Annotated in this window: 20 protein-coding genes; 9 read left to right on the top strand and 11 right to left on the bottom strand. The window is 65.1% G+C overall.

All coding sequences use genetic code 11. From position 1 onward, the window contains the following. Window positions 1–103: 103 nt before the first annotated feature. From AC56K1_RS11715 to AC56K1_RS11730, 4 genes are all read right to left on the bottom strand, one after another. Entirely contained in the window at window positions 104–418 is a 315-nt protein-coding gene (locus AC56K1_RS11715) for a hypothetical protein (protein ID WP_497158010.1), read from the bottom strand. A gap of 61 nt (window positions 419–479) precedes the next feature. Next, window positions 480–1,706 (bottom strand): glycolate oxidase subunit GlcF, encoded by a 1,227-nt coding sequence (gene glcF / locus AC56K1_RS11720; RefSeq protein ID WP_497158011.1) that lies wholly within the window; start codon window positions 1,704–1,706, stop codon window positions 480–482. A 1-nt stretch (window position 1,707) separates the two neighbouring features. Beyond that, complete coding sequence (glcE, locus tag AC56K1_RS11725; RefSeq protein WP_497158012.1) at window positions 1,708–2,754, bottom strand: glycolate oxidase subunit GlcE; 1,047 nt, start codon at window positions 2,752–2,754, stop codon at window positions 1,708–1,710. A gap of 4 nt (window positions 2,755–2,758) precedes the next feature. Further along, on the bottom strand, window positions 2,759–4,264 hold the full coding sequence (locus AC56K1_RS11730) for an FAD-linked oxidase C-terminal domain-containing protein (RefSeq protein WP_497158013.1): 1,506 nt from the start codon (window positions 4,262–4,264) through the stop codon (window positions 2,759–2,761). Between the two features lie 102 nt (window positions 4,265–4,366). Between AC56K1_RS11730 and AC56K1_RS11735 the strand changes: the two genes are divergently transcribed. Then, the gene (locus tag AC56K1_RS11735; protein WP_497158014.1) at window positions 4,367–4,921 is read left to right on the top strand and encodes a cob(I)yrinic acid a,c-diamide adenosyltransferase; all 555 of its coding nucleotides are present in this window, start codon (window positions 4,367–4,369) and stop codon (window positions 4,919–4,921) included. Window positions 4,922–4,925: 4 nt separating this feature from the next. Beyond that, window positions 4,926–5,636 (top strand): 2OG-Fe(II) oxygenase, encoded by a 711-nt coding sequence (locus AC56K1_RS11740; RefSeq protein WP_497158015.1) that lies wholly within the window; start codon window positions 4,926–4,928, stop codon window positions 5,634–5,636. A gap of 90 nt (window positions 5,637–5,726) precedes the next feature. On the opposite strand, the gene dxs is transcribed toward AC56K1_RS11740, so the two are convergent. Genes dxs through AC56K1_RS11755 form a run of 3 tightly spaced genes read right to left on the bottom strand, consistent with a single transcriptional unit; the run spans window position 5,727 to window position 8,740 of the window. Then, window positions 5,727–7,598, bottom strand: a complete 1,872-nt coding sequence (gene dxs, locus AC56K1_RS11745) for a 1-deoxy-D-xylulose-5-phosphate synthase (RefSeq protein ID WP_497158016.1) — start codon at window positions 7,596–7,598, stop codon at window positions 5,727–5,729. Further along, window positions 7,599–8,492 (bottom strand): polyprenyl synthetase family protein, encoded by an 894-nt coding sequence (locus tag AC56K1_RS11750; RefSeq protein ID WP_497158017.1) that lies wholly within the window; start codon window positions 8,490–8,492, stop codon window positions 7,599–7,601. After that, a complete protein-coding gene (locus AC56K1_RS11755; RefSeq protein ID WP_497158018.1) occupies window positions 8,489–8,740 on the bottom strand; it encodes an exodeoxyribonuclease VII small subunit in 252 nt (83 codons plus the stop codon). The genes AC56K1_RS11750 and AC56K1_RS11755 overlap by 4 nt, the downstream gene beginning before the upstream one ends. A 338-nt stretch (window positions 8,741–9,078) precedes the next feature. Here AC56K1_RS11755 and AC56K1_RS11760 point away from each other — a divergent pair, with 338 nt between their 5' ends. Genes AC56K1_RS11760 through AC56K1_RS11775 form a run of 4 tightly spaced genes read left to right on the top strand, consistent with a single transcriptional unit; the run spans window position 9,079 to window position 12,581 of the window. Next, window positions 9,079–10,179: an aromatic ring-hydroxylating oxygenase subunit alpha gene (locus AC56K1_RS11760; protein ID WP_497158019.1), complete on the top strand. Its 1,101-nt coding sequence runs from the start codon at window positions 9,079–9,081 to the stop codon at window positions 10,177–10,179. Window positions 10,180–10,182: 3 nt separating this feature from the next. Further along, window positions 10,183–11,118 carry a DMT family transporter gene (locus tag AC56K1_RS11765; protein ID WP_497158020.1) on the top strand — a complete coding sequence of 312 codons (936 nt, stop codon included), beginning with the start codon at window positions 10,183–10,185 and terminating at the stop codon, window positions 11,116–11,118. An 8-nt stretch (window positions 11,119–11,126) separates the two neighbouring features. Further along, window positions 11,127–11,981 (top strand): sulfurtransferase, encoded by an 855-nt coding sequence (locus AC56K1_RS11770; protein WP_497158021.1) that lies wholly within the window; start codon window positions 11,127–11,129, stop codon window positions 11,979–11,981. A gap of 48 nt (window positions 11,982–12,029) precedes the next feature. Further along, on the top strand, window positions 12,030–12,581 hold the full coding sequence (locus AC56K1_RS11775) for a DNA-binding protein (RefSeq protein WP_497158022.1): 552 nt from the start codon (window positions 12,030–12,032) through the stop codon (window positions 12,579–12,581). A gap of 88 nt (window positions 12,582–12,669) precedes the next feature. Here the strand turns inward: AC56K1_RS11775 and AC56K1_RS11780 are convergent, their stop codons facing one another. The 3 genes from AC56K1_RS11780 to polA all read right to left on the bottom strand — a co-directional run bounded on the left by AC56K1_RS11780 (window position 12,670) and on the right by polA (window position 17,520). After that, window positions 12,670–13,407: a ZIP family metal transporter gene (locus AC56K1_RS11780; protein WP_497158063.1), complete on the bottom strand. Its 738-nt coding sequence runs from the start codon at window positions 13,405–13,407 to the stop codon at window positions 12,670–12,672. Between the two features lie 127 nt (window positions 13,408–13,534). After that, the gene (locus tag AC56K1_RS11785; RefSeq protein WP_497158023.1) at window positions 13,535–14,416 is read right to left on the bottom strand and encodes a dienelactone hydrolase family protein; all 882 of its coding nucleotides are present in this window, start codon (window positions 14,414–14,416) and stop codon (window positions 13,535–13,537) included. A 320-nt stretch (window positions 14,417–14,736) separates the two neighbouring features. Then, window positions 14,737–17,520, bottom strand: coding sequence for a DNA polymerase I (polA, locus tag AC56K1_RS11790; RefSeq protein WP_497158024.1), 2,784 nt, complete (start codon window positions 17,518–17,520; stop codon window positions 14,737–14,739). 198 nt (window positions 17,521–17,718) lie between these two features. Between polA and AC56K1_RS11795 the strand changes: the two genes are divergently transcribed. Genes AC56K1_RS11795 through AC56K1_RS11805 form a run of 3 tightly spaced genes read left to right on the top strand, consistent with a single transcriptional unit; the run spans window position 17,719 to window position 20,019 of the window. Continuing rightward, window positions 17,719–18,240, top strand: coding sequence for a hypothetical protein (locus AC56K1_RS11795; protein ID WP_497158025.1), 522 nt, complete (start codon window positions 17,719–17,721; stop codon window positions 18,238–18,240). A 52-nt stretch (window positions 18,241–18,292) separates the two neighbouring features. After that, the gene (locus tag AC56K1_RS11800; protein ID WP_497158026.1) at window positions 18,293–19,252 is read left to right on the top strand and encodes a homoserine kinase; all 960 of its coding nucleotides are present in this window, start codon (window positions 18,293–18,295) and stop codon (window positions 19,250–19,252) included. Beyond that, the gene (locus AC56K1_RS11805; protein ID WP_497158027.1) at window positions 19,249–20,019 is read left to right on the top strand and encodes a BPSS1780 family membrane protein; all 771 of its coding nucleotides are present in this window, start codon (window positions 19,249–19,251) and stop codon (window positions 20,017–20,019) included. The genes AC56K1_RS11800 and AC56K1_RS11805 overlap by 4 nt, the downstream gene beginning before the upstream one ends. A 50-nt stretch (window positions 20,020–20,069) precedes the next feature. On the opposite strand, the gene AC56K1_RS11810 is transcribed toward AC56K1_RS11805, so the two are convergent. Next, window positions 20,070–22,388: a UvrD-helicase domain-containing protein gene (locus tag AC56K1_RS11810; protein ID WP_497158028.1), complete on the bottom strand. Its 2,319-nt coding sequence runs from the start codon at window positions 22,386–22,388 to the stop codon at window positions 20,070–20,072. Window positions 22,389–22,418: the final 30 nt, after the last annotated feature.

The raw sequence follows: 22,418 nt of genomic DNA on the forward strand, positions 1-22,418 counted from the left end.
TTCCCTTGTATGTGACACACCGGCAGTAGGAATACTACTTTCCCTCCGGCTGAGCTCAGAGATCATATGACAAAAGGCGTAACTCGACTACCAGCAGACGAATTTAACGCGTCTGGATCCAGGCCGCGCCGTGCGTGGTGCAGCCACGGTTGACGTTTTCCAGGAAGCGGATCGCCTCGAGCTGCGACACGCCCGGCGGCACGAGCCGGGCCAGACTCGCGTCCTGGCTCACCTTGTCGAGTCCATAGGCGATGGCACGCGACACGTCGCGCCCGCGCCGGCCGTCGCTGTTGTAGAGCACATCGTAGACGCCGACAGCTTCCCACAGCGGCACCAGGCCGGGGGTGGTGGAGTCTTCGAAGACGACGGCGGGCGGAAAGCCCTCGTCGTCGCGGATGAGCTGGAACACGAAACTCACGGTCAATCCTTTGGAATCAAGACAGGGCGCCAGTATAAGGCCGGACCCTGCGGGCGGCGGGTCAAGCCAGCGCGCGGTCGATCAGTTCGATCCAGTGCGTCACCGGCGTGTGCGTGCCCGACTGCAGGTGGCTCATGCAGCCAATGTTGGCCGACACGATTTCGTCCGCCCCCGTCGCTTCCAGGTTGGCCAGTTTGCGATCGCGTAGTTCGTGGGCGATCTCGGGGTGCAGCACCGAATAGGTGCCGGCCGAGCCGCAGCACAGGTGGCTGTCGGCGCACAGGCGCACGTCCACGCCGGCGGCGCGCAGCAGGCCTTCGACCTTGCCGCGGATTTGCTGGCCGTGCTGCAGCGTGCAGGGCGGGTGGAAGGCGACGCGCTTGGCGATCTTCCCTTTCAGCCTGTCGGCCAGTTCCGCTTCGAACTCGGGCAGGATCTCGGACAGGTCGCGCGTGAGCATCGCGATGCGCCCGGCCTTGGCGGCGTAGGCTTCATCGTGCGCCAGCAGGTGGCCGTATTCCTTGACCGTCACGCCGCAGCCGGACGCCGTCATGACAATGGCTTCGACCTGCTCCTGCTCCACATAAGGCCACCACGCATCGATATTGCGGCGCATGTCGTCCAGCCCGGCCTGTTGATCGTTGAGGTGGTAGCGCACGGCGCCGCAGCAGCCGGCTTTCGGCGCCACCACGAGCTGCACGCCGAACGCATCGAGCACACGCGCCGTGGCCGCATTGATGTTGGGCGCCATGGCAGGCTGTACGCAGCCGTCCAGCACCAGCATCTTGCGCGCATGGGTGCGCGTCGGCCAGGCGCCGGCCTTGCGCGCGGGCTGCAGCTTGTCCTGCAGCCCGGTGGAGAGCAGTGGGCGTGCCAGCTGCCCTGCCCTGAACGCCGGCTTGAACAGGCTGCTTCGCGGCAGGAATTCCTTCAGGGTCGTGCGCTTGATGCGGTCGCTCAAGGGGCGCGGCACGCGTTCGTCGACCACGCGGCGGCCGATATCCACCAGCCGCCCGTATTTCACGCCCGACGGGCAGGTGGTCTCGCAGTTGCGGCAAGTCAGGCAGCGGTCCAGGTGCAGCTGGGTCTTGCGGGTAGGCTCGGCGCCTTCGAGCACCTGCTTGATCAGGTAGATGCGCCCGCGCGGGCCGTCGAGCTCGTCGCCCAGCAGCTGGTAGGTCGGGCAGGTGGCGGTGCAGAAGCCGCAGTGCACGCAGGCGCGCAGGATCGCTTCCGCCTCGATGCCGTCGGCGGTGCCCTTGATAAAGTCGGCGAGATTGGTTTGCATGCTAGTACATCCGTCCCGGATTGAAGATGTTCGACGGATCGAAGGACGCCTTCAGGCGTTCGTGGACACGTGCCACGGCGGGCTGCAGCGGCTGGAACACACCGGCGGATTTGTCGCCGCCGCGGAACAGCGTCGCGTGTCCTCCCAGTGCCGACACCGTGCGGCGGATGGTCGCGGCGTCCCGCCCGGTGCGCAGCCAGCGCTGGGCGCCGCCCCATTCGATCAGTTGGGTTCCACCCAGGACGATGGCGCTCGTTGTCGACGGCACCGACAGCCGCCAAAGCGCGTCCTCGCCCGCAAAGAAGGGATGCTGCTGCTCGCGCACGCCGGCCCAGAAGGCATCGCAGTCCTGCACCACCTCGCCGCCGATCCCGCGCACGGCCGCGTCGACCGCCGCCTGCGCGCCCGACAGGCGCAGCGACAGGACGCCATCATGCCAGCAGCTGGCCGACAGGGGCAGCGGCTGGCCGCCCCATTCATTGAGCTTGCGGATGGCGTCGATCTCGCCGATCGCGAATTGGAGCGTGGTTTCGGCAAAAGGCTTGGGCAGCACTTTCACCGACACTTCGAGCAGCAGGCCGAGCGTGCCCATCGAGCCGGCCAGCATGCGCGAGACGTCATAGCCGGCTACGTTCTTCATCACCTGGCCGCCGAAAGTGAGCACGTCGCCCTTCCCGTCCAGCAGCTTGGCGCCCAGCACGAAGTCGCGCACGGCGCCGCTGTTGGCGCGGCGCGGGCCCGCCAGTCCGGCGGCGATCGCGCCGCCCATGCTTGCTCCTGGCCCGAAATGCGGCGGCTCGAAGGCCAGCATCTGGTTCTGCCTTGCGAGCACGGCCTCGATCTCACCAAGCGGCGTGCCGCAGCGCGCCGTGATCACCAGCTCGGTCGGCTCGTAATCGACGATACCGCTGTAGCCGCGCGTGTCGAGGATCTCGCCCTCGAAGCGCTGGCCGTACCAGTCTTTGGTCCCGCCGCCGCGGATGCGTAGCGGCTGCCGGCCGGCTGCGGCGGCCTGCACCTGCTCTTGGTAGTGTTCGATGGAGGTCATGGTGCTAGAAGCGCGGAAGGTCCGGGAAGGGCACGGCGCCGCCATGCACGTGCAGCTTGCCGAATTCGGCACAGCGGTGCGGCGTCGGGATCGCCTTGTCCGGGTTGAGCAGCATCGGCGCGTCAAATGCGCGCTTGACCGCGAAGAAGGCGTCGAGCTCCTTGCGGCCGAACTGCACGCACATCGAGTTGATCTTCTCCATGCCCACGCCATGCTCGCCGGTGATGGTGCCGCCTACTTCGACGCACAGTGCCAGGATCGCGGCCCCGAAGGCTTCGGCGCGGTCGAATTCGCCCGGCTGGTTGGCGTCGAACAGGATCAGCGGATGCATGTTGCCGTCGCCCGCGTGGAAGACGTTGGCGCAGCGCAGGCCGAAGGTCGTTTCCATCTGTTCGATTGCGCCCAAGACCTGCGCCAGTTTCTTGCGCGGGATGGTGCCGTCCATGCAGTAGTAGTCTGGCGAAATGCGCCCCGCCGCCGGGAAGGCGTTCTTGCGGCCGGACCAGAAGCGCATGCGATCAAGCTCCGTTTCGGACACGGCGATCGCGGTCGCGCCCGCGCCTTCGAACACGGCCTTCATGCGCGCGATTTCTTCCGCCACCTCCAACGCGGTGCCGTCCGCCTCGCACAGCAGGATGGCGGCGGCGTCGGTATCGTAGCCGGCATGGACGAAAGGCTCGACCATGCGCACCGAAGTGCGGTCCATCATTTCCAGCCCAGCCGGGATGATGCCGGCGGCGATAACATTCGCCACTGCATTGCCGGCCGTGAGCACGTCGCCGAACGAGGCCATGATGACCTGCGCCACCGCGGGCTTCGGCACCAGCTTGACCGTGACTTCGGTGACGATGCCGAGCATGCCTTCCGAGCCGATGAAGACGGCCAGCAGATCCAGGCCAGGAGCGTCGAGCGCTTCGCTGCCGAGTTCAATGATCTCGCCGTCGATCGTGGCCACGCGCACGCGCAGCACGTTGTGCACGGTCAGTCCGTACTTGAGGCAGTGCACGCCGCCCGAATTCTCGGCCACGTTGCCGCCGATGGTGCAGGCGATCTGCGAGGACGGATCGGGCGCGTAGTACAGGCCGTCCCCTGCGGCGGCTTCCGAGATGGCGAGGTTGCGCACGCCCGGCTGCACCACGGCGGTACGCGAGTAGGCATCCACGCGCACGATGCGATTCATGCGCGCGGTGGAGATCACCACGCCATCCACGATCGGCAGCGCGCCGCCCGACAGGCCGGTGCCGGCGCCGCGCGGAACGATCGGCACGGCCAGTTCGCGGCAGACGTCCAGGATCGCCAGCACCTGCTCTTCGCTGTCGGGCAGGGTCACGATCATCGGCAGCTGGCGGTAAGCTGCCAGGCCGTCGCATTCGTAGGGGCGGGTGTCTTCGGGGTCGGACAGCACGCAGCGTTCGGGCAGCTGCGCGCGCAGCGCGGCGACCACCTGCCGGCGCCGCTCGGCGAGCCCGGACATGGTGGAAGGAGTAGCGGCAGTTGCGGTCGTGGACATGATTGAATTGTAGGCAAAATCGGGCACGAGCGGGGCACAAGCGCCGCGTTTTATCGTATGCTCGCCCTATCGTTTGTCTAATATATTGCATAAGGCCAGATCATGGGTAACCGACTCTCGAAAATCGCCACCCGCACGGGCGACGACGGCACCACAGGCCTGGGCGACGGCAGCCGCACGGGCAAGGACAGCGCGCGCATCCACTCCCTGGGCGAGGTGGACGAGCTCAACTCGTTCGTGGGCCTGCTGCTGTGCGAGGAGATGCCGGGAGACCTGCGCGAAGAGCTGGTCTCGATCCAGCACGACCTGTTCGACCTGGGTGGCGAGCTGTGCATTCCTGGCTTTGAGCTGATCAAGGACGAGCACGTGGCGCGCCTGGACGGCCTGCTGGAGAAATACAATGCCGACCTGCCGACCCTGAAGGAATTCATCCTGCCGGCCGGCTCGCGCGGGGCTTCGCTGGCGCATGTGTGCCGCACCGTCTGCCGCCGCGCCGAGCGCAGCATCGTGGCGCTGGGGAATGCCGAGTCGATCCGTCCCCATCCGCGCGAATACGTCAACCGCCTGTCCGACCTGATGTTCGTGCTGTCGCGCGTGCTGAACCGGTTTGCCGGCGGCAGCGACGTGCTGTGGCAGCACGAGCGCAAGCGGGGCTAAGCGAATGGAAGACTTCATCGGGATCTACGACGACGCGCTCACCGCCCAGCAGTGCGACGCCATCCGCGCCCGTTTCGACGCCAGCAAACAGGTTGCACGGGGCCGCACCGGCAACGGCGTCGACGTCAGCAAGAAGGACAGCTACGACCTGACCATCAACGGCTTGCCGGAATGGGACGACGTCGGCGCGGTGTTGACGCAGGCCATGGCTCACCACCTGGCGCAGTACATGATTCAATACCGCATGCTGCTGATCGGCGCGCTGTCGCCGCAGGTGGCGCATCCGGAGACTGGCGAGGCGGTAACCTTGTCGCTGGCGAACTTCGATGAATTCGGCACGCCGAACGTGGTGGACCTGATGCAGTCGATTTATCGCGTGGGGAACGTCAACCTGCAGAAGTACCTGCAGGGGACCGGCGGCTACCACCACTGGCATTCCGAGATCTATCCGCAGAACGCCAGCGGCGAGACGCTGCACCGGGTGCTGCTGTGGCAGTTCTACCTGAACGATGTGGAGGATGGCGGCGAGACGGAGTTCCTGTACCAGGGGCGCAAGGTCGAGGCGCGCAAGGGGCGGCTCATTATTGCGCCGGCGGGGTTTACGCATACCCACAAGGGGCATGTGTCGCGCAGCGGCGACAAGTACATCGCGACCTCGTGGATTTTGTTCCAGAGGGCGGAGGTGTTGTTTGGGCAGGCGGGCAAGGCAAGGTAAGGGCTTCGGTACGAAAATTGGGTTCCCGCCTTCGCGGAAACCCAAGTTTGGGCGCGCCACGCGAACTTCAAACCGCGCAGCGCCATTACATCAGGTGTTATTCACCACCAGGCGAGGTTCGCCAACGGCAAACCGCTGCCGAATCGACGCCGCAATCCCCTTGGCATCCAGCCCCACCGACGCCAGCAGCGCCGCCGGATCACCCTGGTCGATGAACTTGTCCGGCAGTCCCAGATTCAAGAGCGGCTTGACCAGCCCCGCTTCGGCCAGCGCCTCGGCCACGGCCGAACCTGCGCCGCCCATGACGCAGCCCTCTTCCACCGTCACGAAATAGTCGTGGTCTTTCGCCAGGCGTTTGACCAGTTCCGCATCCAACGGCTTCACAAAGCGCATGTTGGCAACCGTGGCATCGAGCTCCGCGCCGGCGGCCAGGCTTGGCGCCACCATCGACCCGAAGGCCAGGATGGCGATGCTCTTGCCTTCGCGGGCCACGACACCCTTGCCGATCTCGATTGAGCGCAGTTCGGACGACATGGCCGCGCCGACACCGGCGCCGCGCGGATAGCGGATGGCGGCCGGGCCCGGGTAGTGGTAGCCGGTGGTCAGCATCTGGCGGCATTCGTTCTCGTCGGACGCGGCCATGACGACCATGTTCGGGATGCAGCGCAGGAAGGCCAGGTCGTAGTTGCCGGCGTGGGTGGCGCCGTCGGCGCCCACCAGGCCTGCGCGGTCGAGCGCGAAGGTCACGTCCAGGTTCTGCAGCGCCACGTCGTGGATCAGCTGGTCGTAGGCGCGCTGCAGGAAGGTCGAATAGATCGCCACGACCGGCTTCATGCCTTCGGTCGCGATGCCCGCGCCGAAGGTCACCGCGTGCTGCTCGGCGATGCCGACGTCGAAATAGCGCTCCGGGTACTGCTGGTGGAAGCGCACCATGCCCGAACCTTCGCGCATCGCCGGCGTGATGCCGACCAGGCGTTTGTCGCTTGCCGCCATGTCGCACAGCCAGTTGCCGAAGACCTCGGTGTAGGTGATCTTGCTCGGCGCGCTGGCAGGCTTGATGCCCTCGGTCGGGTTGAACTTGCCGGTGCCGTGGTACAGGATCGGTTCGGCCTCGGCCAGCTTGTAGCCCTGGCCCTTCTTGGTCACCACGTGCAGGAATTGCGGGCCCTTGAGCTTCTTGATGTTTTCCAGCGTCGGGATCAGGGATTCCAGGTCATGGCCGTCGATCGGGCCGATGTAGTTGAAGCCGAACTCCTCGAACATCGTGGCCGGGACCACCATGCCCTTGGCGTGTTCTTCGATCTTGCGCGCCAGGTCGAGCACGGGGCCCGGCAGCACGCTTTTGCCGACGTTCTTGGCGGCGGCGTAGAACTGGCCGGACATCAAACGCGCCAGGTAGCGGTTCAGCGCACCGACAGGCGGCGAGATCGACATGTCGTTGTCGTTCAAGACCACCAGCAGGTTGACGTCTTCGTCGACGCCGCCGTTGTTCAGCGCCTCGAAGGCCATGCCCGCGGTCATCGAGCCGTCGCCGATCACGGCGATCGCGTGGCGGTCCTCGCCCTTGATCTTGGCGGCCGTCGCCATGCCCAGGGCAGCGGAAATCGAGGTCGACGAGTGGGCGGTGCCGAAGGTGTCGTAGATGCTTTCGTCGCGCTTCGGGAAGCCCGACAGGCCGTTCAGCTGGCGCAAGGTCGGCATGCGCTCGCGGCGGCCGGTGAGGATCTTGTGCGAATAGGTCTGGTGACCCACGTCCCACACGATGCGGTCGTGCGGCGTGTTGAACACATAGTGCAGCGCGATGGTCAGCTCCACGGTGCCGAGGTTCGACGACAGGTGGCCGCCGGTTTTCGATACCGAGTCGAGCAGGAACTGGCGCAGCTCGGTGGCGAGCGGGGTCAGTTGGGTCCGGCCAAGCTGGCGCAGGTCCGCGGGGTCGTTGATGGTCTCTAACAGTTTCATTTAGGCCTTCCGCTGCACGATCAGGTCCGCGAGTTCGCGCAGCCGCAGTGCTTGTTCTCCAAATGGCGCCAGCGCTTCATGCGCTTCACGCCGCAATTGCTCGGCCAGTTCCTTCGATGGTTCCAGCCCAAGGATCGACACATAGGTCGGCTTGTTGTCCGCCGCGTCCTTGCCCGCGGTCTTGCCCAGCGTGGCCGAATCGGCGGTGGCATCCAACACGTCGTCCACCACCTGGAAGGCCAGGCCGATCGCCTTCGAATAGGCGCCCAGCGCTTCCATCTCGGTGGGCGACAAATCTTTACCGCACAGCGCGCCCAAAATTACCGAGACGCGCAGCATGGCGCCGGTTTTCAGCTGATGCATGCGCTCGAGCTCTTCGCGCTGGAGCGACAGGCCGACGCTGTCCAGGTCGATCGCCTGGCCGCCGCACATGCCGCCCGATCCGGCCGCTTCGGCCAGCAGGCGCAGCATGGTGATCTGGCGGCTTGGGGGCAGCGTGTCGATATCGGCCAGCACCTGGAAGGCCTGGGCCTGCAGCGCGTCGCCGACCAGCAGCGCGGTCGCTTCGTCATAGGCCACGTGCACGGTCGGCTTGCCGCGGCGCAGGTCGTCGTCGTCCATGCAGGGCATGTCGTCGTGGACCAGCGAATACACGTGGATCATCTCGACTGCACTGGCCACACGGGCCAGCGCTTGCGCATCGCCGCCGAACAGGGCGCCGCTGGCATAGGCCAGCAGCGGGCGTACCCGCTTGCCGCCGCCGAGCGCCGTATAGCGCATCGCTTCGTGCAGCTTGTGCGGCAAGGCCGCGGCCTGGGGCAGGTTATTGTCCAGCGCGCGCTCGACTTCCTGTTGGACTTCGTGCATCCAGCTGTCGAAAGCTGCTGCTGTCATTGTCCGCCCTCGTCGCCACCCTCGGCCGAGAACGGCCTGAGCATGTCGCCCTCGAGCACTTTGACCTGGGATTCGACCTTTTCCAGCTGGGCCGCGCAGTATTTCACCAGCTCGGAACCGCGCGCATAGGCGGCCACCGAGGCTTCCAGCGGCAACTGGCCGGATTCCATCTGCGTGACGAGCTGGGCCAGCTCGGCCATCGCGCCTTCGAAGGACTCGGGTGGAACTGCGTTTGTATTATTTGACATAGCTATCTAGCGTGAGGACAGCGCAAGGGTGCGCCGCGGGGCAATCCAATCGCGTATTTTAGATCAAACCTTCCCCACGGGGGGCGCGCATTGCACCGTCCGCAACTTGCCTGCACGACCACATTCTAGCCCACCGTCCCCTCCCCGCCATGAAAACGATATTGTTTGTACATTTTCTGTACACATGCGCGCCACATGCCCGCGACGGCCCGAGACTGTAGAGCTTGTTCCACGGTATAATCGACGGTTCTGTCCGAAATACCGTATTCCTTTTTCCAAGATACTGGTCTTTGGATTCTTTCTCTTCTTTGGTGGTATCGATTACAAGGGGGGTGGGGATGTCCGATCTGGCTACCCAGGCCAAGCTGGCCGCTTCGTGCGCGCAGCTTCCGGTAAATGTCTACTTCGACGACGCGCTGATGCAGCGCGAGAAGCAAGAGCTGTTTCACAACGGCCCGCGTTATGTCGGTCACGAATTGATGGTGCCGGAGCTGGGCGATTTCGCGACCCTCCCCGCCGAAAACGAAGGCCGCATGCTGGTCCGTAATGCGGGCGGCATCGAGGTGCTGTCGAACGTCTGCCGTCACCGCCAGGCGCTCATGTTCAATGGCCGCGGCAACGCGAACACCATCGTCTGCCCGCTGCACCGCTGGACCTACGACCTGAAGGGCCAGCTGATCGGCGCGCCGCATTTCGCCGAAACGCCCTGCCTGAACCTGTCGAAGACGCCGCTGCAGAACTGGAACGGCCTGCTGTTCGAGCAGAACGGCTATAACGTGATGGACAAGCTCAAGAACATGGAAGCCACCCGCGACCTCGATTTCTCGGGCTATATGTTCGACCACGTCGAGATCCACGAGTGCGACTACAACTGGAAGACCTTCATCGAGGTCTACCTGGAGGATTACCACGTCGAGCCCTTCCATCCCGGCCTGGGTAATTTCGTCTCCTGCGACGACCTGAAATGGGAATTCGGCCGCGACTACAGCGTGCAGACCGTGGGCGTGAACCGCGCGCTGCAAAAGGCGGGTTCGCCGGCCTATAAAAAGTGGCAGGAACAGATCCTGAAGTTCAACAACGGCCAGCCGCCGAAGTTCGGCGCCATCTGGCTGACGCTGTACCCGAACATCATGGTCGAGTGGTACCCGCACGTGCTGGTGGTGTCGACCCTGTGGCCGATCGGCCCGCAGAAGACCCGCAACGTGGTCGAGTTCTACTATCCCGAAGAAATCGTGCTGTTCGAGCGCGAATTCGTCGAAGCCGAGCGCGCCGCCTATATGGAGACCGCGGTCGAGGACGACGAGATCGCGCTGCGCATGGATGCCGGCCGCAAGATCCTGGTCGAGCGCGGCGTCAATGAAGTGGGACCCTACCAGTCGCCGATGGAAGACGGGATGCAGCATTTCCACGAGTGGTACCGCAGCAAACTGGCACTCTAGCCAATGCCTTCACTCTGGATGCTGTTTGCCAGCTTCGCGTTCGCCGCCATGGGCGCGGGCGTGAAGCTGGCCTCCGAGTTCTACTCCACCTCCGAACTGCTGATGTACCGTGGCCTCATCGGCACCGTGGTGCTGGTGCTGGCCGTGCGCCACCGCGGCGGCACCTTCACTACTTCCTTCCCGCGCGCCCACCTGTGGCGCAGTTTTGTCGGCGTCACTTCGCTGTGGCTGTGGTTCTTCGCGATCACGCGCCTGCCGCTGGCCACCGCCGTCACGCTCAACTACATGGCGCCGATCTGGATCGCGGCCTGGATGTTCGCCACCGGCTGGTGGACCGGGACCAAGGTGGCCGAATGGCCGCTGGTGCTGGCCATCGCCATGAGCTTCCTGGGCGTCACGCTGGTGCTGCAGCCGGCGGTCGAGAGCAACCAGTGGCTGGGCGGCCTGGCCGGCCTGTGCTCATCGGTGATCTCGGCCATGGCCTATATGCAGGTGCGTAAACTCGGCCAGATGGGCGAGCCGGAATACCGCGTGGTGTTTTATTTTTCGGCCACCACGACCCTGGTCGGCCTGGCCGGCACCCTGCTGGGCGACGGTCCCTCGGGCGCTGCCTTCCATAGCCACACCCCGTACAGCATGGTGCTGTTGCTGGGGATCGGCATCTCCGCCCTGCTCGCCCAGATCGCCATGACCCGCGCCTACCGCGTCGGCAAGGTGCTGGTGGTGGCCAACCTGCAGTACACCGGCATCGTGTTTTCCAGCCTGTGGGGGCTGGCGCTCTGGGGCGACCGCTTCGGCTGGTACGTCTGGCTGGGCATCGCCGTGATCCTTGCGTCGGGCGTTGCCGCGACGTTCTACAATACGAAGAGCACGGCCCGGGGCGCGATAGCCAAAGGCGCCGTGGTCAAGGATACCGATCCGATCGCCAGCGAAACCTGAGGAGCACCATGTACAAGACCCTGATCAGCGCCACTGAACTCGCCGCGCACATCGCCGATCCCGATTGGGTGGTCGTCGACTGCCGCCATGACCTGATGAACCCGGCGGCCGGCCGCGAGGGCTATGCCATCGGCCATCTGCCGGGCGCGGTATTCGCCAGCATCGAGACCGAACTGTCGGGCGCGAAGCAGGGGCCGGACGGCGTGTTCCGCGGCCGCCACCCGCTGCCGGAAAAGGACGCCCTCATCGAGACCCTGCGGGTCTTGGGCGTGAACGACGGCTCGCAAGTGGTGGCCTACGACGCGCACGGCGGCATGTTCGCCGCGCGCCTGTGGTGGCTGCTGCGCTGGCTGGGCCACGAGGCGGTGGCGGTGCTCGACGGCGGCATGGCCGCCTGGCAGTCGCTCGGCCAGCCGCTGACGGTTGACGTACCGGCGAATGCGCGCGGCGCCGTCACCGTGCGCGCACCCTTCGTGCCGACCGTGACCGTGCGCGACGTAATGGACAATATCGAAAAAGGCGAGCGCACCGTCATTGACGCGAGAGCCGCCGACCGCTTCCGCGGCGAGAACGAGACCATCGATCCGGTCGGCGGCCATATCCCCGGCGCGAAGAACCGCTTCTTCAAGGACAACCTGCTTGCGGACGGGCGCTTCAAGGATGCGGCCAGCCTGCGCGCCGAGTTCATGCCGCTGATCGACGATCCGCAGCGCGTCGTCATGCAGTGCGGCTCGGGCGTGACCGCCTGCCACAACCTGCTCGCGCTGGAAGTGGCGGGCCTGCCCGGTGCGGCGCTGTACCCGGGTTCGTGGAGCGAATGGGTGGCCGATCCCGCCCGCCCGGTTGCCACCGGCGGCGCGTAGAGTGCGGGGCGCCAGATGAAGAAATCAACCAGCAAGGATAACGTACCAATGTCGGACCAAGAAACATCGCGCGCGGCCGTGCCGGCGCTGGAGATCCCCGAAGCAGTCGCCGCCGCCCTGAGCGGCTGGGTGCGGCAAGTGGCCGAGCAGACCGCCGCCCCCTTGCGCGAAGCGCTGGAACAGCTGGAAATCGATGCGGCCGAGCTGCGCGAAACCGGTGCCCGGCTGGAGGCGGCGCGCGACCAGGCCCTGGCGGCATCGAGCGAGCATGAAGCGGAGATCGAGCGCTTGACGATCGAGCTGCGCGACGCCCGCAAGCTGGCCACCGAAGCGCTGGTGAGCAAGGCGAAAGACCAGCTCGCGATCGACGGCAAGGACCGCCAGCTCGCCGACCTGCGCGCCCAGATCGAGCGCAACGTGGCGGCACAGGCCTCCGAATCGGATGCACGCCTGGCCGCGGAGATGGAACTGATCGGCGCGACGACGGCGCGCGACAACTTCGAAGCCGAAGTGCGGACGCTGCGCAGCCAGCTCGACAAGTCCTATGCCGAACGCAGCTCGCTGCGCGCGGAGCTGGAAAGCGCGCGCGGGAAGAAATAAGGCTGGTTGAACGCGTGGGTGGGATCCGCCCACGCTACGATTCACCAAGATGCAGGCGCCCCGCCCAGGTGGCGCAAGCGACTGCCGATCAGTGCGCGTTATTCAGCGCCAGCACGATCGCCACGCCCAGCGCGATCAGCAGCACCTGCGGCACCGATTCCTTCACGGTGGCACGGCGCTGCATCTGCGGCATCAAGTCGCTCACCGCGATATAGATGAAGCCCGACGAGGCAAACACCAGCACGTAGGGAATGAGGCCGCTGGCCTGGTCCAGCGTGAAGTAGCCGAGCAGGCCGCCGGCGACCGCCATCAGGCTGCACAACAGGTTGAACAGGTAGGCGCGCAGGCGCGAGAAGCCGGCGTTGAGCAAGACGATGAAGTCGCCAATCTCCTGCGGGATTTCGTGCGCGACGATGGCCAGCGCGGTAACCAGGCCCAGTTCCGGGTTGGCCAGGAAGGCCGCCGCGATCAGGATGCCGTCGGTGAAATTGTGCATCGCATCGCCGACCAGGATCATCCAGCCCGACTTGCCCGCCTGGTGGGCGTCGTGGCCGTGGGCGTGGTGGTGGCCGTCGCCCTCGTGGTGATGCGAATGGCGCAGCAGCGCCAGTTTTTCGAGCACGAAGAAGGTCAGCAGGCCGCCCAGCAGGGTGGCGAACAGGCTGTGGGTGTCGGCGCCCGACTCGAAGGCTTCCGGCAGCGCGTGCAGGAGCGAGGTTGACAGCATGATGCCCACCGACAGGCTGACCATCCGCTCCACCATCTTCGACAGCAGCGAAAACGAGAACACCGCAGCGGCAGAGATGCTGAAGACGCCGGCGATCAGCGTCGCCAGCAGGATGGAGCTCAAGGTGGGGTCGAGAATCGGGTCGATTTGAAAGCCTTTTGTTCTGGTCTTGCGCAGTGCCGCAAACCGGGCATTGTAACCTGCCCGGGCCTGCGGCCGTGCAAGATCAGGCGACGCCGTTCTTGGCGAACCAGTTCAGCGCGCGGCTCCAGCCGTCTCTCGCGTCCTCGGCATTGAAGCTCGGGCGGTAGTCGGCGTGGAAGGCATGTCCCGAATTCGGATACACATGGATCATCGACCGGCTGTTGCCCGCATCGAGGGCCTTGCGCATGCGCTCGACCGACTCCAGCGGAATGCCGCCGTCCTTGGCGCCGTACAGGCCCAGGACCGGCGCTTTCAGGGCTTGGGCGACGTCGATCGGGTGCTTCGGCGAATTGGCGTTCGCCTCGCCCACCAGGCGGCCGTACCAGGCCACGCCGGCTTTTACCTTCGGGTTGTGCGCGGCGTACAGCCAGGTGATGCGCCCGCCCCAGCAAAAACCGGTGATCCCCAGCTTGTCGGTGTTGCCGCCACGCTGTTTGGTCCAGGTGACCACGGTATCCAGGTCAAGCATGACCTGCGCGTCGGGGGTTTTGGAAATGATGTTCTTCATCAGGTCCGGCATCGGGGTCTTGGTCGCATCGCCCTGGCGCACGAACAGGTCCGGGGCCACCGCCATGTAGCCGGCCCTGGCGAAGCGCCGCGCCACATCCTTGATGTGCTCGTGCACGCCGAAGATCTCGGAGATCACCAGCACCACCGGCAGGTTGGTGCGGTCCTTGGGCTGGGCGCGGTAGACCGGGACGTCCTGGCCGTTGATCACGATGATGTGGTCGGCGGCGTCGAGGCCCTCGGTCGAGGTCTGGATCTGGGTTTGCGCCACGACCGGCAGTGCGGCGACGGCAAAGCCGCTGCCCATGGCAGCTTTCAGGAAAACGCGGCGGTCGACGCCGTCGCCGAACGCGCTGGCCGACAGCAGGCTTTCGCCGTCGCTGATGAGATCTTTCATGTGCACCCTTCCGGTTGTGTTGGACAGGCTTGCAATCTTAGCAAAGTCCGGAAGGGTGCGCGCTTGCGCGGCTGCAGCTTAGCGGGTCAATCCAACATTGGACGGCGACAGGATATGGTGCGATCTGCCGTTCATGCTGCTGGCGGGTTCTCCCGCGCAGACGCGACGCCTCAATTCACCCACTACCTCAGCATGTCATTGCCGCCACTGGCGGCAATGACTCCCGGCGAAGGTGAACTGCACCGGGATGACGGATTCAACACTGGTGGTACTAAAAGCGCGGCCGGTTTGCACGCAACTTGGTGCGCGCAAGTCCATACTCAATGCGCCTGCTCCCAATTCGGCCCCACCCCGGTCTCGGCCAGCAGCGGCACCTTCAGGCTCGCCACCTTGGCCATCAGCTCCGGCAGCTTCACCCGCACCAGTTCCAGTTCGGCCTCCGGCACCTCGAGCACCAGTTCATCGTGCACCTGCATGATCATGCGCGTGGCCAGGCCATCGGCTTCCAGCCAACCCTGCACCGCGATCATCGCCAGCTTGATCAAATCGGCCGCCGTGCCCTGCATCGGCGCGTTGATCGCCGCGCGCTCGGCGCCGGCGCGGCGCGGGCCGTTGGGGGAGTTGATTTCGGGGAGCCAGAGGCGGCGGCCGAACACGGTTTCCACATAGCCGCGCGCCTTGGCCTGCAATCTCGTCTCGTCCATGTACTGCTTGACGCCGGCAAAACGGGCGAAATAGCGGTCGATGTAGCTGGCGGCGGCGGAACGCTCGATGCCGAGGTTCTGGGCCAGGCCGAAGGCGCTCATGCCGTAGATCAGGCCGAAGTTGATCACCTTGGCATAGCGGCGCTGCTCGCTCTGGACTTCATCGGGCGCAATGCCGAAGATTTCGGCGGCGGTGGCCTTGTGGATGTCCTCGCCCTCGGCGAAGGCCTTGAGCATGGCCGGGTCGCCCGAGATGTGCGCCATGATGCGCAGCTCGATCTGGGAATAGTCGGCCGAGACCAGCACGCTGCCCGGCGGAGCAATGAAGGCTTCGCGGATGCGGCGGCCTTCACTGGTGCGCACCGGGATGTTCTGCAGGTTCGGCTCGTTCGAGGACAGGCGGCCGGTAATGGCCACGGCCTGCGCATAATTGGTGTGCACGCGGCCGGTCTTCTGGTTGACCATCTTCGGCAGCTTGTCGGTATAGGTCGACTTGAGCTTGGACATGCCGCGGTATTCGAGCAGGATCTTCGGCAGCGGATAATCTTCCGCCAGCTTCTGCAGCACTTCCTCGTCGGTCGAGGGCGCGCCGGTGGCGGTCTTCTTGACCACCGGCAGGCCGAGTTTGCCGAAGAAGATCTCGCCGATCTGCTTGGGCGAGCCGAGGTTGAAGGGGCCGCCGGCCAGCTCATAGGCCTGCTGCTCGAGTTCGAGGATGCGCGCGCCCAGTTCCCCCGACTGCACGCCAAGGAGCTCCGCGTCGATCAGCACGCCGTTGCGCTCGATCTTCTGCAGCACTTCCATGGTCGGCATCTCGATGTTGCGGTAGATGTACTTCAAGCCCTCGTCGGCGTCGACGTGGCCCAGCATGGCCCCGTGCAGGCGCAGGGTGATGTCGGAATCCTCGCCCGCGTATTCGGTGGCGCGCCCCAGCTCGACCTGGTCGAAGCAGATCATGTTGGCGCCCTTGCCGCACACGTCGACGAACGGAATCGTGGTGTAGCCGAGGTGGCGCATGGCCATGGTGTCCATGTCGTGCGGCTTGTGCGACTCGAAGACATAGGACTGCAGCAGCGTGTCGTGCACGATGCCTTTCAGTTTGACCCCATGGTTCTCGAAGATGTGCATGTCGTACTTCAGGTTCTGCCCGAGCTTTGGCTTGGCGGGGTTTTCCAGCCAGGAGCGCATGCGCTCCAGCACGTATTCGCGTCCCAGCTGGTCCGGCGCGCCGGCGTAGCGGTGGGCCAGCGGAATGTAGGCGCCCTTGCCCGGCTCCACCGACAGCGAGATGCCGACCATCTCGGCCGCCAGCGGGTCAAGCGAGGTGGTCTCGGTATCGACCGAGGTCAGTTCGGCGGCATCGACCAGCGCCAGCCATTTATCGAGTTGATCGTCGGTGAGGACGGTTTCGTACTCGCCCTTGATGATCGCCATGCCCGGCAGGGTGTCGGAGGTGCCGAGCGCGCCTTCCGGCGAATTCAGGGGCTCGCCGTTCGCACCCTGGCCACGGGCCGGGGCCACGGCGCCGTCCGCGCGGCCGCCGCCGCCCAGTTCGCGCAGCATGGTCTTGAAACCGTAGCGCTGGAAGCACTCGCGCAGGGCTTCGGCATTTTCGGGACGGGCGACCAGGGTTTCCTCGAACGAGATCACGTGGTTGACCAGGTCGCAGTCGGTTTTCACGGTGATCAGCTCGCGCCCCTTGGGCAGCCACTCCAGCGCAGCGCGCAGGTTCTCGCCGACCGCGCCGGTGATGCTGTGCGCGTTTTCCACCACGCCGTCGAGCGAGCCGTGCAGGGTGAGCCACTTGACCGCGGTCTTGGGGCCGCATTTGCTCACGCCCGGCACGTTGTCGACGGTGTCGCCCACCAGGGTCAGGTAATCGATGATGCGGTTCGGCGGTACGCCGAACTTGGCGATCACGCCGGCTTCGTCGAGCTTCTCATTGCTCATCGTATTGATGAGCATGACCTGGTCGTTGACAAGCTGGGCCAGGTCCTTGTCGCCGGTCGAGATCACGGTCTTCATTCCGCGCGCGCGCGCCTGCACCGCCAGGGTGCCGATGACGTCGTCGGCTTCAACGCCCTCGACCATCAGGATCGGCCAGCCCATGTGGCGCACGATCTCGTGGATCGGCTCGATCTGCTTGCCCAGGTCTTCCGGCATCGAGGCGCGCGTGGCCTTGTATTCCGGGTACAAATCGTCGCGGAAGGTCTTGCCCTTGGCATCGAACACGCAGGCGATGTAGGCCGCCGGGTAATCGGCGCGCAGGCGGCGCAGCATGTTGACCATCCCGTGCATGGCGCCGGTCGGGAACCCGTCCGGGCTGCGCAGGTCGGGCAGCGCGTGGAAGGCGCGATAAAGGTAGCTGGAACCGTCAACGAGCAGCAGGGTATTTTCCATAGGGCGACTATGCAGTTCGATCAAAAAGGGGCAGTGGCGCGGGCGCGCCAGGTAGCCGGCATTATCGCAGAATCAAGCGGGGCAACGCACGGGGGATGGCGGACCCGGCCTGCGGCACTGCCGGGATTCCCCGCACACTTTTCACAGGGAAGCGTGTCTGTTTGTTACAATGAACTAAACGATACAAGGGTGACCATCATGTTGCGCACTTCTTCCCGCCTGAAACTCCTGCCGCTGTGCCTGTTTGCCTATGCCGGACTGGCGTCGGCCCAGGCGCAACAGCCAGCCCAACAGCAGACCCAACAACAGGCGCAACAGCCGGCGCCGGCGCAACAGCGGCCCAGCCAGGCCCCTCCCCAGCTCGATCGGATCGAACCGGGCAGCGATACCCCGACCACCACCATCCCGCCGCGCGAGCGCACCCGCATCACCGAAAAGCGCGGCAATGACGGCATGGTCAAGGAAGTAGAAGTGAAAAGCGGCAAGAGCCGCTATATCATGAAGCCCAACGTTGCAGCAGGTAACGCCCAACCCGGCGATGCCCAGAGCAGCGCGATCCGCGCCCCACAATGGCAGGTCATGGAATTCGACCTCGGCAATCCGAAGAAGCAGCCGGCCGCCGACCCGTCGGCTACCGCGCCGGCCCCGGCCAAGGCAGGCGTGCCGGCCCGCGCCGACGCACCACCGCCGCCTCCGATGGAAACTGTCGAGAAAAAATAATCCTCCGCTGCCGAGGCGTTCGGCAGCCGACACTCACCTTTGTAGCAAGCACATGGCAGTTTTCACCGCGGTCTCGCTGGACGACCTTTCCCAGTGGATCAAGCAGTTCCCCCTAGGCCGCGCCCTTGCGCTCCAGGGCATTTCCTCCGGAATCGACAACAGCAATTTCTTTCTCACCACCGAGCGTGGCGAGTTCGTGCTGACCATTTTCGAGAATTTAGGTTTCGAGCAGCTGCCCTTCTACGTGCAACTGATGCGCCACCTGTCCGAGCGCGGCATTCCGGTGCCGGCGCCGGTGGCGAACCTGGAGGGCGAACTGGTCGTGGACCTGCAGGGCAAACCGGCCATCATCGTCAGCCGCCTGAGCGGCGCCTCGCAGATGGACCCGCAGCCGGTGCATTGCGCCGAAGTCGGCCGGATGCTGGCGCGCATGCACCTGGCCGGGCAAGATTTCGCCATGACGCAGCCGAATTTGCGTGGCCTGGACTGGGTGGTGGCGACCGCACCCCAGGTGCTGCCCTTCCTGTCGGAACCGGAAGCGGCGCTGCTGCGCACCGAGGTCGCGTTCCAACGCGATTTCGCCGCCAGCGCCGGCTACTCCCTGCTTGCGCGCGGCCCGGTGCATGCCGACCTGTTCCGCAATAACGTCATGTTCGAAGGCGAGCGCCTGACCGGCTGCTTCGATTTTTACTTTGCCGGCGTCGACACCTGGCTGTTCGACGTCGCCGTCACCGTCAACGACTGGTGCATCGACCTGGCCACTGGCAAGCTCATCGAGCCGCGTGTGCGCGCCCTGCTCGAGGCCTACCACGGCGCGCGTCCGTTCACGCCAGAGGAGCGTACCGCCTGGCTGCCCTTGCTGCGCGCCGGCGCGCTGCGTTTCTGGCTGTCGCGCTTGTACGATTTCCATTTGCCGCGGGCAGCCGAGCTGCTCACGCCCCACGACCCCACCCATTTTGAACGCATCCTGCGCGAGCGCATCGCTGGCAGCGCACCGGAGCTTCCCGTATGAATAATCTTCCTGCAATCACCGGCTGGCATTGGCTCAAGCAAGGCGCCGCCTTGTTCCGCAAGCAGCCTGCCGCACTGACCACCCTGCTGTTCGCCAACATCCTGGTCAGCATCGGCATCAGCGCCGTGCCCCTGCTCGGGCCCCTGATCGTCTCGGTCCTGATTCCTTCGTTCTCGATGGCTTTCATGCAGGCCTGCCTGATGATCGAAAACGACGAGCGCGTCACGCCCGGCGTGCTGCTCACGGGTTTCCGCAAGCCTGCCTTCAAGGCCCTGTGCAAGATCGGCCTGGTCTACCTGGGCATCGGCATCGTGCAGCTGGTGCTGGTGCGCCTCCTGATCGATCCGGACGCGATGCAGGAAATGGCGCGCCAGAGCCGCGAAGGCGGCCAGCCGCAGGTGTCAGGTTCGTTCATGCTGTCGATCTTCGCGATCGTGATGCTGAATATGGCGGGGATGGTGGCGATGTGCTTCGCCGGACCGCTCACCTACTGGCAGAAGATGCCGCCGGGGAAAGCGACCTTCTACAGCTTCTTCGCCGTGCTGCGCAGCGCGCGCGTGTTCATCGTGCTGCTGCTGGCGTGGTTCGCGATTTTCTTTGCGATCACCCTGGTGCTGTCGCTGCTGCTGGGAGGGGACAACCTGGTGCGGGTCTTGATCATGTGGTTGATCTTCTTGTTCGTGCTGCTGTTGCAGTGCGCGATGTATGTGGGGTATCGGCAGATTTTCGGGAAGCCGGATGGCAGTGGCGTGAGTCTCGCCAAGTAGATCCGTCGTGAACCCGTAGCGTGGGCAAGTTCCTTGCCCACGCGTTCAAATCAACGGCCGATCCGCTCCAATTTAGCAATCGACAGATCCAGCACCTTCATCCCCGCCGCGCCAAAATTGATCTGGGCGCGCGCCGCCCCTGCCCCGCCCTCGATATTCACGATCACGCCTTCGCCGAACTTGGTGTGCGCCACCGACTCGCCCACGCGCCAGCCGGTGCCGTTGCCGTTGGCGGACTTCTGCGTGATCTGCTGCGCGATGCGGTTGTCGGTGCCGTCGCGGAAGGCCGCGTCGTCCCAGGCCGTGGTGGACTTGCGGCCGGCGAACCAGTTGGTCTGGACGCGCGGCGACAGCCATTTGAGCGATTCTTCGGGAAGCTCTTCGAAGAAGCGCGACTTCATGTTGAAGCGGGTCTGGCCGTGCAGCATGCGCTGCTGGGTAAAGCTCATGTAGAGGCGGCGACGCGCACGCGTGATTGCCACGTACATCAGGCGCCGCTCTTCGTCCACGCCATCGAGCTCGCGCGCGCTGCTCTCGTGCGGGAACAGGCCTTCTTCCAGACCGGTGATGAACACCGCGTCGAACTCCAGGCCCTTGGCCGAGTGCACGGTCATGAGCTGCAGCGCATCCTGCCCGGCCTGGGCCTGGGCGTCGCCGGCTTCGAGCGAGGCGTGCGAGAGGAAGGCCGACAGCGGCGACATCACGGTAGGCAGCGGCGCATCGCCATCAAACACTTCGATGCCATCCTGGTTGAGGATCGCTTCGCCGGCCTGCGGCAGCGCCTGCGGGCCGAGGTGGGCCGGGGCGAACTGGCCGAAGCCTTCTTCCTGCACGAACTGGGTGGCGGCACTGACCATCTGCTCCAGGTTTTCGATGCGGTCGGCGCCTTCTTTTTCGTTGCCATAGTGCTGGAGCAGGGTACTGCGCTCGAGCACCACGCGCACCATCTCGGGCAGCGCCAGTTGCTGGGTCTCGAAGCGCGCCGATTCGATCAGCTTGACGAAATTGCCCAGCGAAGTGCCGGCCTTGCCGGTCAGGTAGGGCACCGCCGCGAACAGCGAAATGCCGTACGAGTCGGCCGCCATCTGCAGCTGCTCGATCGAGCGCACGCCGATGCCGCGGGTGGGGAAATTCACCACCCGCAGGAAAGCCGAATCGTTGTGCGGGTTGTCCATTAATTGCAGGTAGGCGATGGCGTGCTTGACCTCGGCGCGCTGGAAGTAGCGCAGGCCGCCATACACCGTATAGGGCAGGCCGGCGGCGAACAGCGCATGCTCGATCACGCGGCTTTGCGCGTTCGAGCGGTACAGGATGGCGATCCCGCTGCGCTTGAGGCCCTCGTTCATGAGGCTCTTGGTCTCTTCGATGATCCACTGCGCTTCTTCAAGGTCGGAGGAGGCTTCGTAGATGCGCACCTGCTCGCCCTGCCCTTCATCCGTGCGCAGGTTCTTGCCGAGGCGCTTGGTGTTGTTGGCGATCAGGAAGTTGGCGCTGTCCAGGATGTGGCCGTGCGAGCGGTAGTTCTGCTCCAGCTTGATCAGGTTCTGGACGCGGAAATCGCGCTCGAAAGCCTGCATGTTGCCGACGTTGGCGCCGCGGAAGGCGTAGATGCTCTGGTCGTCGTCACCCACCGCGAAGATGGCGCCGCCGCCTTCCTGGTCGTGGCCGGCCAGCAGCTTGAGCAGGTTGTATTGCAGGTCGTTGGTATCCTGGAACTCGTCCACCAGAATGTGGCGGAAGCGCATCTGGTAGTGGTGGCGCAGCGGTCCGTTGCGCGCCAGCAGTTCGTACGAGCGCAGCAGCAGCTCGGCGAAATCGACCACGCCTTCGCGCTGGCATTGCTGGTCGTAGAGCTCGTAGAGCTCGACCATGCGGCGCTCGATCGGATCGTAGGCCTCGACCGCACCCGCGCGCAGGCCCTGGTCTTTCGCGTTGTTGATGAAGTACATCAGGTTCTTGGCCGGGTACTTCTCGTCGTCGACGTTCGCGGCCTTGAGCATGCGCTTGATCAGCGAAAGCTGGTCTTGCGAATCGAGGATCTGGAAGGTCTGCGGCAGTGCCGCATCCTTGTAGTGCGTACGCAACAGGCGGTTGCACAGGCCGTGGAAGGTGCCGATCCACATGCCGCGGGTATTGATCGGCAGCATGGACGAGAGGCGGGTCAGCATCTCCTTGGCCGCCTTGTTCGTGAACGTCACTGCCATGATGCCGGCGGGCGAGACCTGGCCGGTCTGGACCAGCCACGCGATGCGCGTCGTCAGCACGCGGGTCTTGCCGGAACCGGCGCCCGCAAGGATCAGGGCGCTCTGCGACGGCAGGGTGACGGCGGCGAGCTGTTCAGGATTGAGGTTATGGAGGAGATTCTGCATGGGCCCATTATACCGCCGCGATTACTGTAT

It is taken from the genome of Telluria sp. ZB4P37 (assembly GCF_059685855.1).

Bases quoted from the DNA above. Each gene is read 5' to 3' on its own strand.
- AC56K1_RS11750 (WP_497158017.1), bottom strand. From the start codon at position 8,492: ATGACAGCAGCAGCTTTCGACAGCTGGATGCACGAAGTCCAACAGGAA.
- AC56K1_RS11775 (WP_497158022.1), top strand. From the start codon at position 12,030: ATGTCGGACCAAGAAACATCGCGCGCGGCCGTGCCGGCGCTGGAGATC.
- AC56K1_RS11755 (WP_497158018.1), bottom strand. From the start codon at position 8,740: ATGTCAAATAATACAAACGCAGTTCCACCCGAGTCCTTCGAAGGCGCG.
- AC56K1_RS11740 (WP_497158015.1), top strand. From the start codon at position 4,926: ATGGAAGACTTCATCGGGATCTACGACGACGCGCTCACCGCCCAGCAG.
- AC56K1_RS11800 (WP_497158026.1), top strand. From the start codon at position 18,293: ATGGCAGTTTTCACCGCGGTCTCGCTGGACGACCTTTCCCAGTGGATC.
- AC56K1_RS11795 (WP_497158025.1), top strand. From the start codon at position 17,719: ATGTTGCGCACTTCTTCCCGCCTGAAACTCCTGCCGCTGTGCCTGTTT.
- glcE (WP_497158012.1), bottom strand. From the start codon at position 2,754: ATGACCTCCATCGAACACTACCAAGAGCAGGTGCAGGCCGCCGCAGCC.
- AC56K1_RS11810 (WP_497158028.1), bottom strand. From the start codon at position 22,388: ATGCAGAATCTCCTCCATAACCTCAATCCTGAACAGCTCGCCGCCGTC.
- AC56K1_RS11730 (WP_497158013.1), bottom strand. From the start codon at position 4,264: ATGTCCACGACCGCAACTGCCGCTACTCCTTCCACCATGTCCGGGCTC.
- AC56K1_RS11805 (WP_497158027.1), top strand. From the start codon at position 19,249: ATGAATAATCTTCCTGCAATCACCGGCTGGCATTGGCTCAAGCAAGGC.
- AC56K1_RS11765 (WP_497158020.1), top strand. From the start codon at position 10,183: ATGCCTTCACTCTGGATGCTGTTTGCCAGCTTCGCGTTCGCCGCCATG.
- AC56K1_RS11785 (WP_497158023.1), bottom strand. From the start codon at position 14,416: ATGAAAGATCTCATCAGCGACGGCGAAAGCCTGCTGTCGGCCAGCGCG.
- polA (WP_497158024.1), bottom strand. From the start codon at position 17,520: ATGGAAAATACCCTGCTGCTCGTTGACGGTTCCAGCTACCTTTATCGC.
- AC56K1_RS11770 (WP_497158021.1), top strand. From the start codon at position 11,127: ATGTACAAGACCCTGATCAGCGCCACTGAACTCGCCGCGCACATCGCC.
- AC56K1_RS11735 (WP_497158014.1), top strand. From the start codon at position 4,367: ATGGGTAACCGACTCTCGAAAATCGCCACCCGCACGGGCGACGACGGC.
- glcF (WP_497158011.1), bottom strand. From the start codon at position 1,706: ATGCAAACCAATCTCGCCGACTTTATCAAGGGCACCGCCGACGGCATC.
- dxs (WP_497158016.1), bottom strand. From the start codon at position 7,598: ATGAAACTGTTAGAGACCATCAACGACCCCGCGGACCTGCGCCAGCTT.
- AC56K1_RS11760 (WP_497158019.1), top strand. From the start codon at position 9,079: ATGTCCGATCTGGCTACCCAGGCCAAGCTGGCCGCTTCGTGCGCGCAG.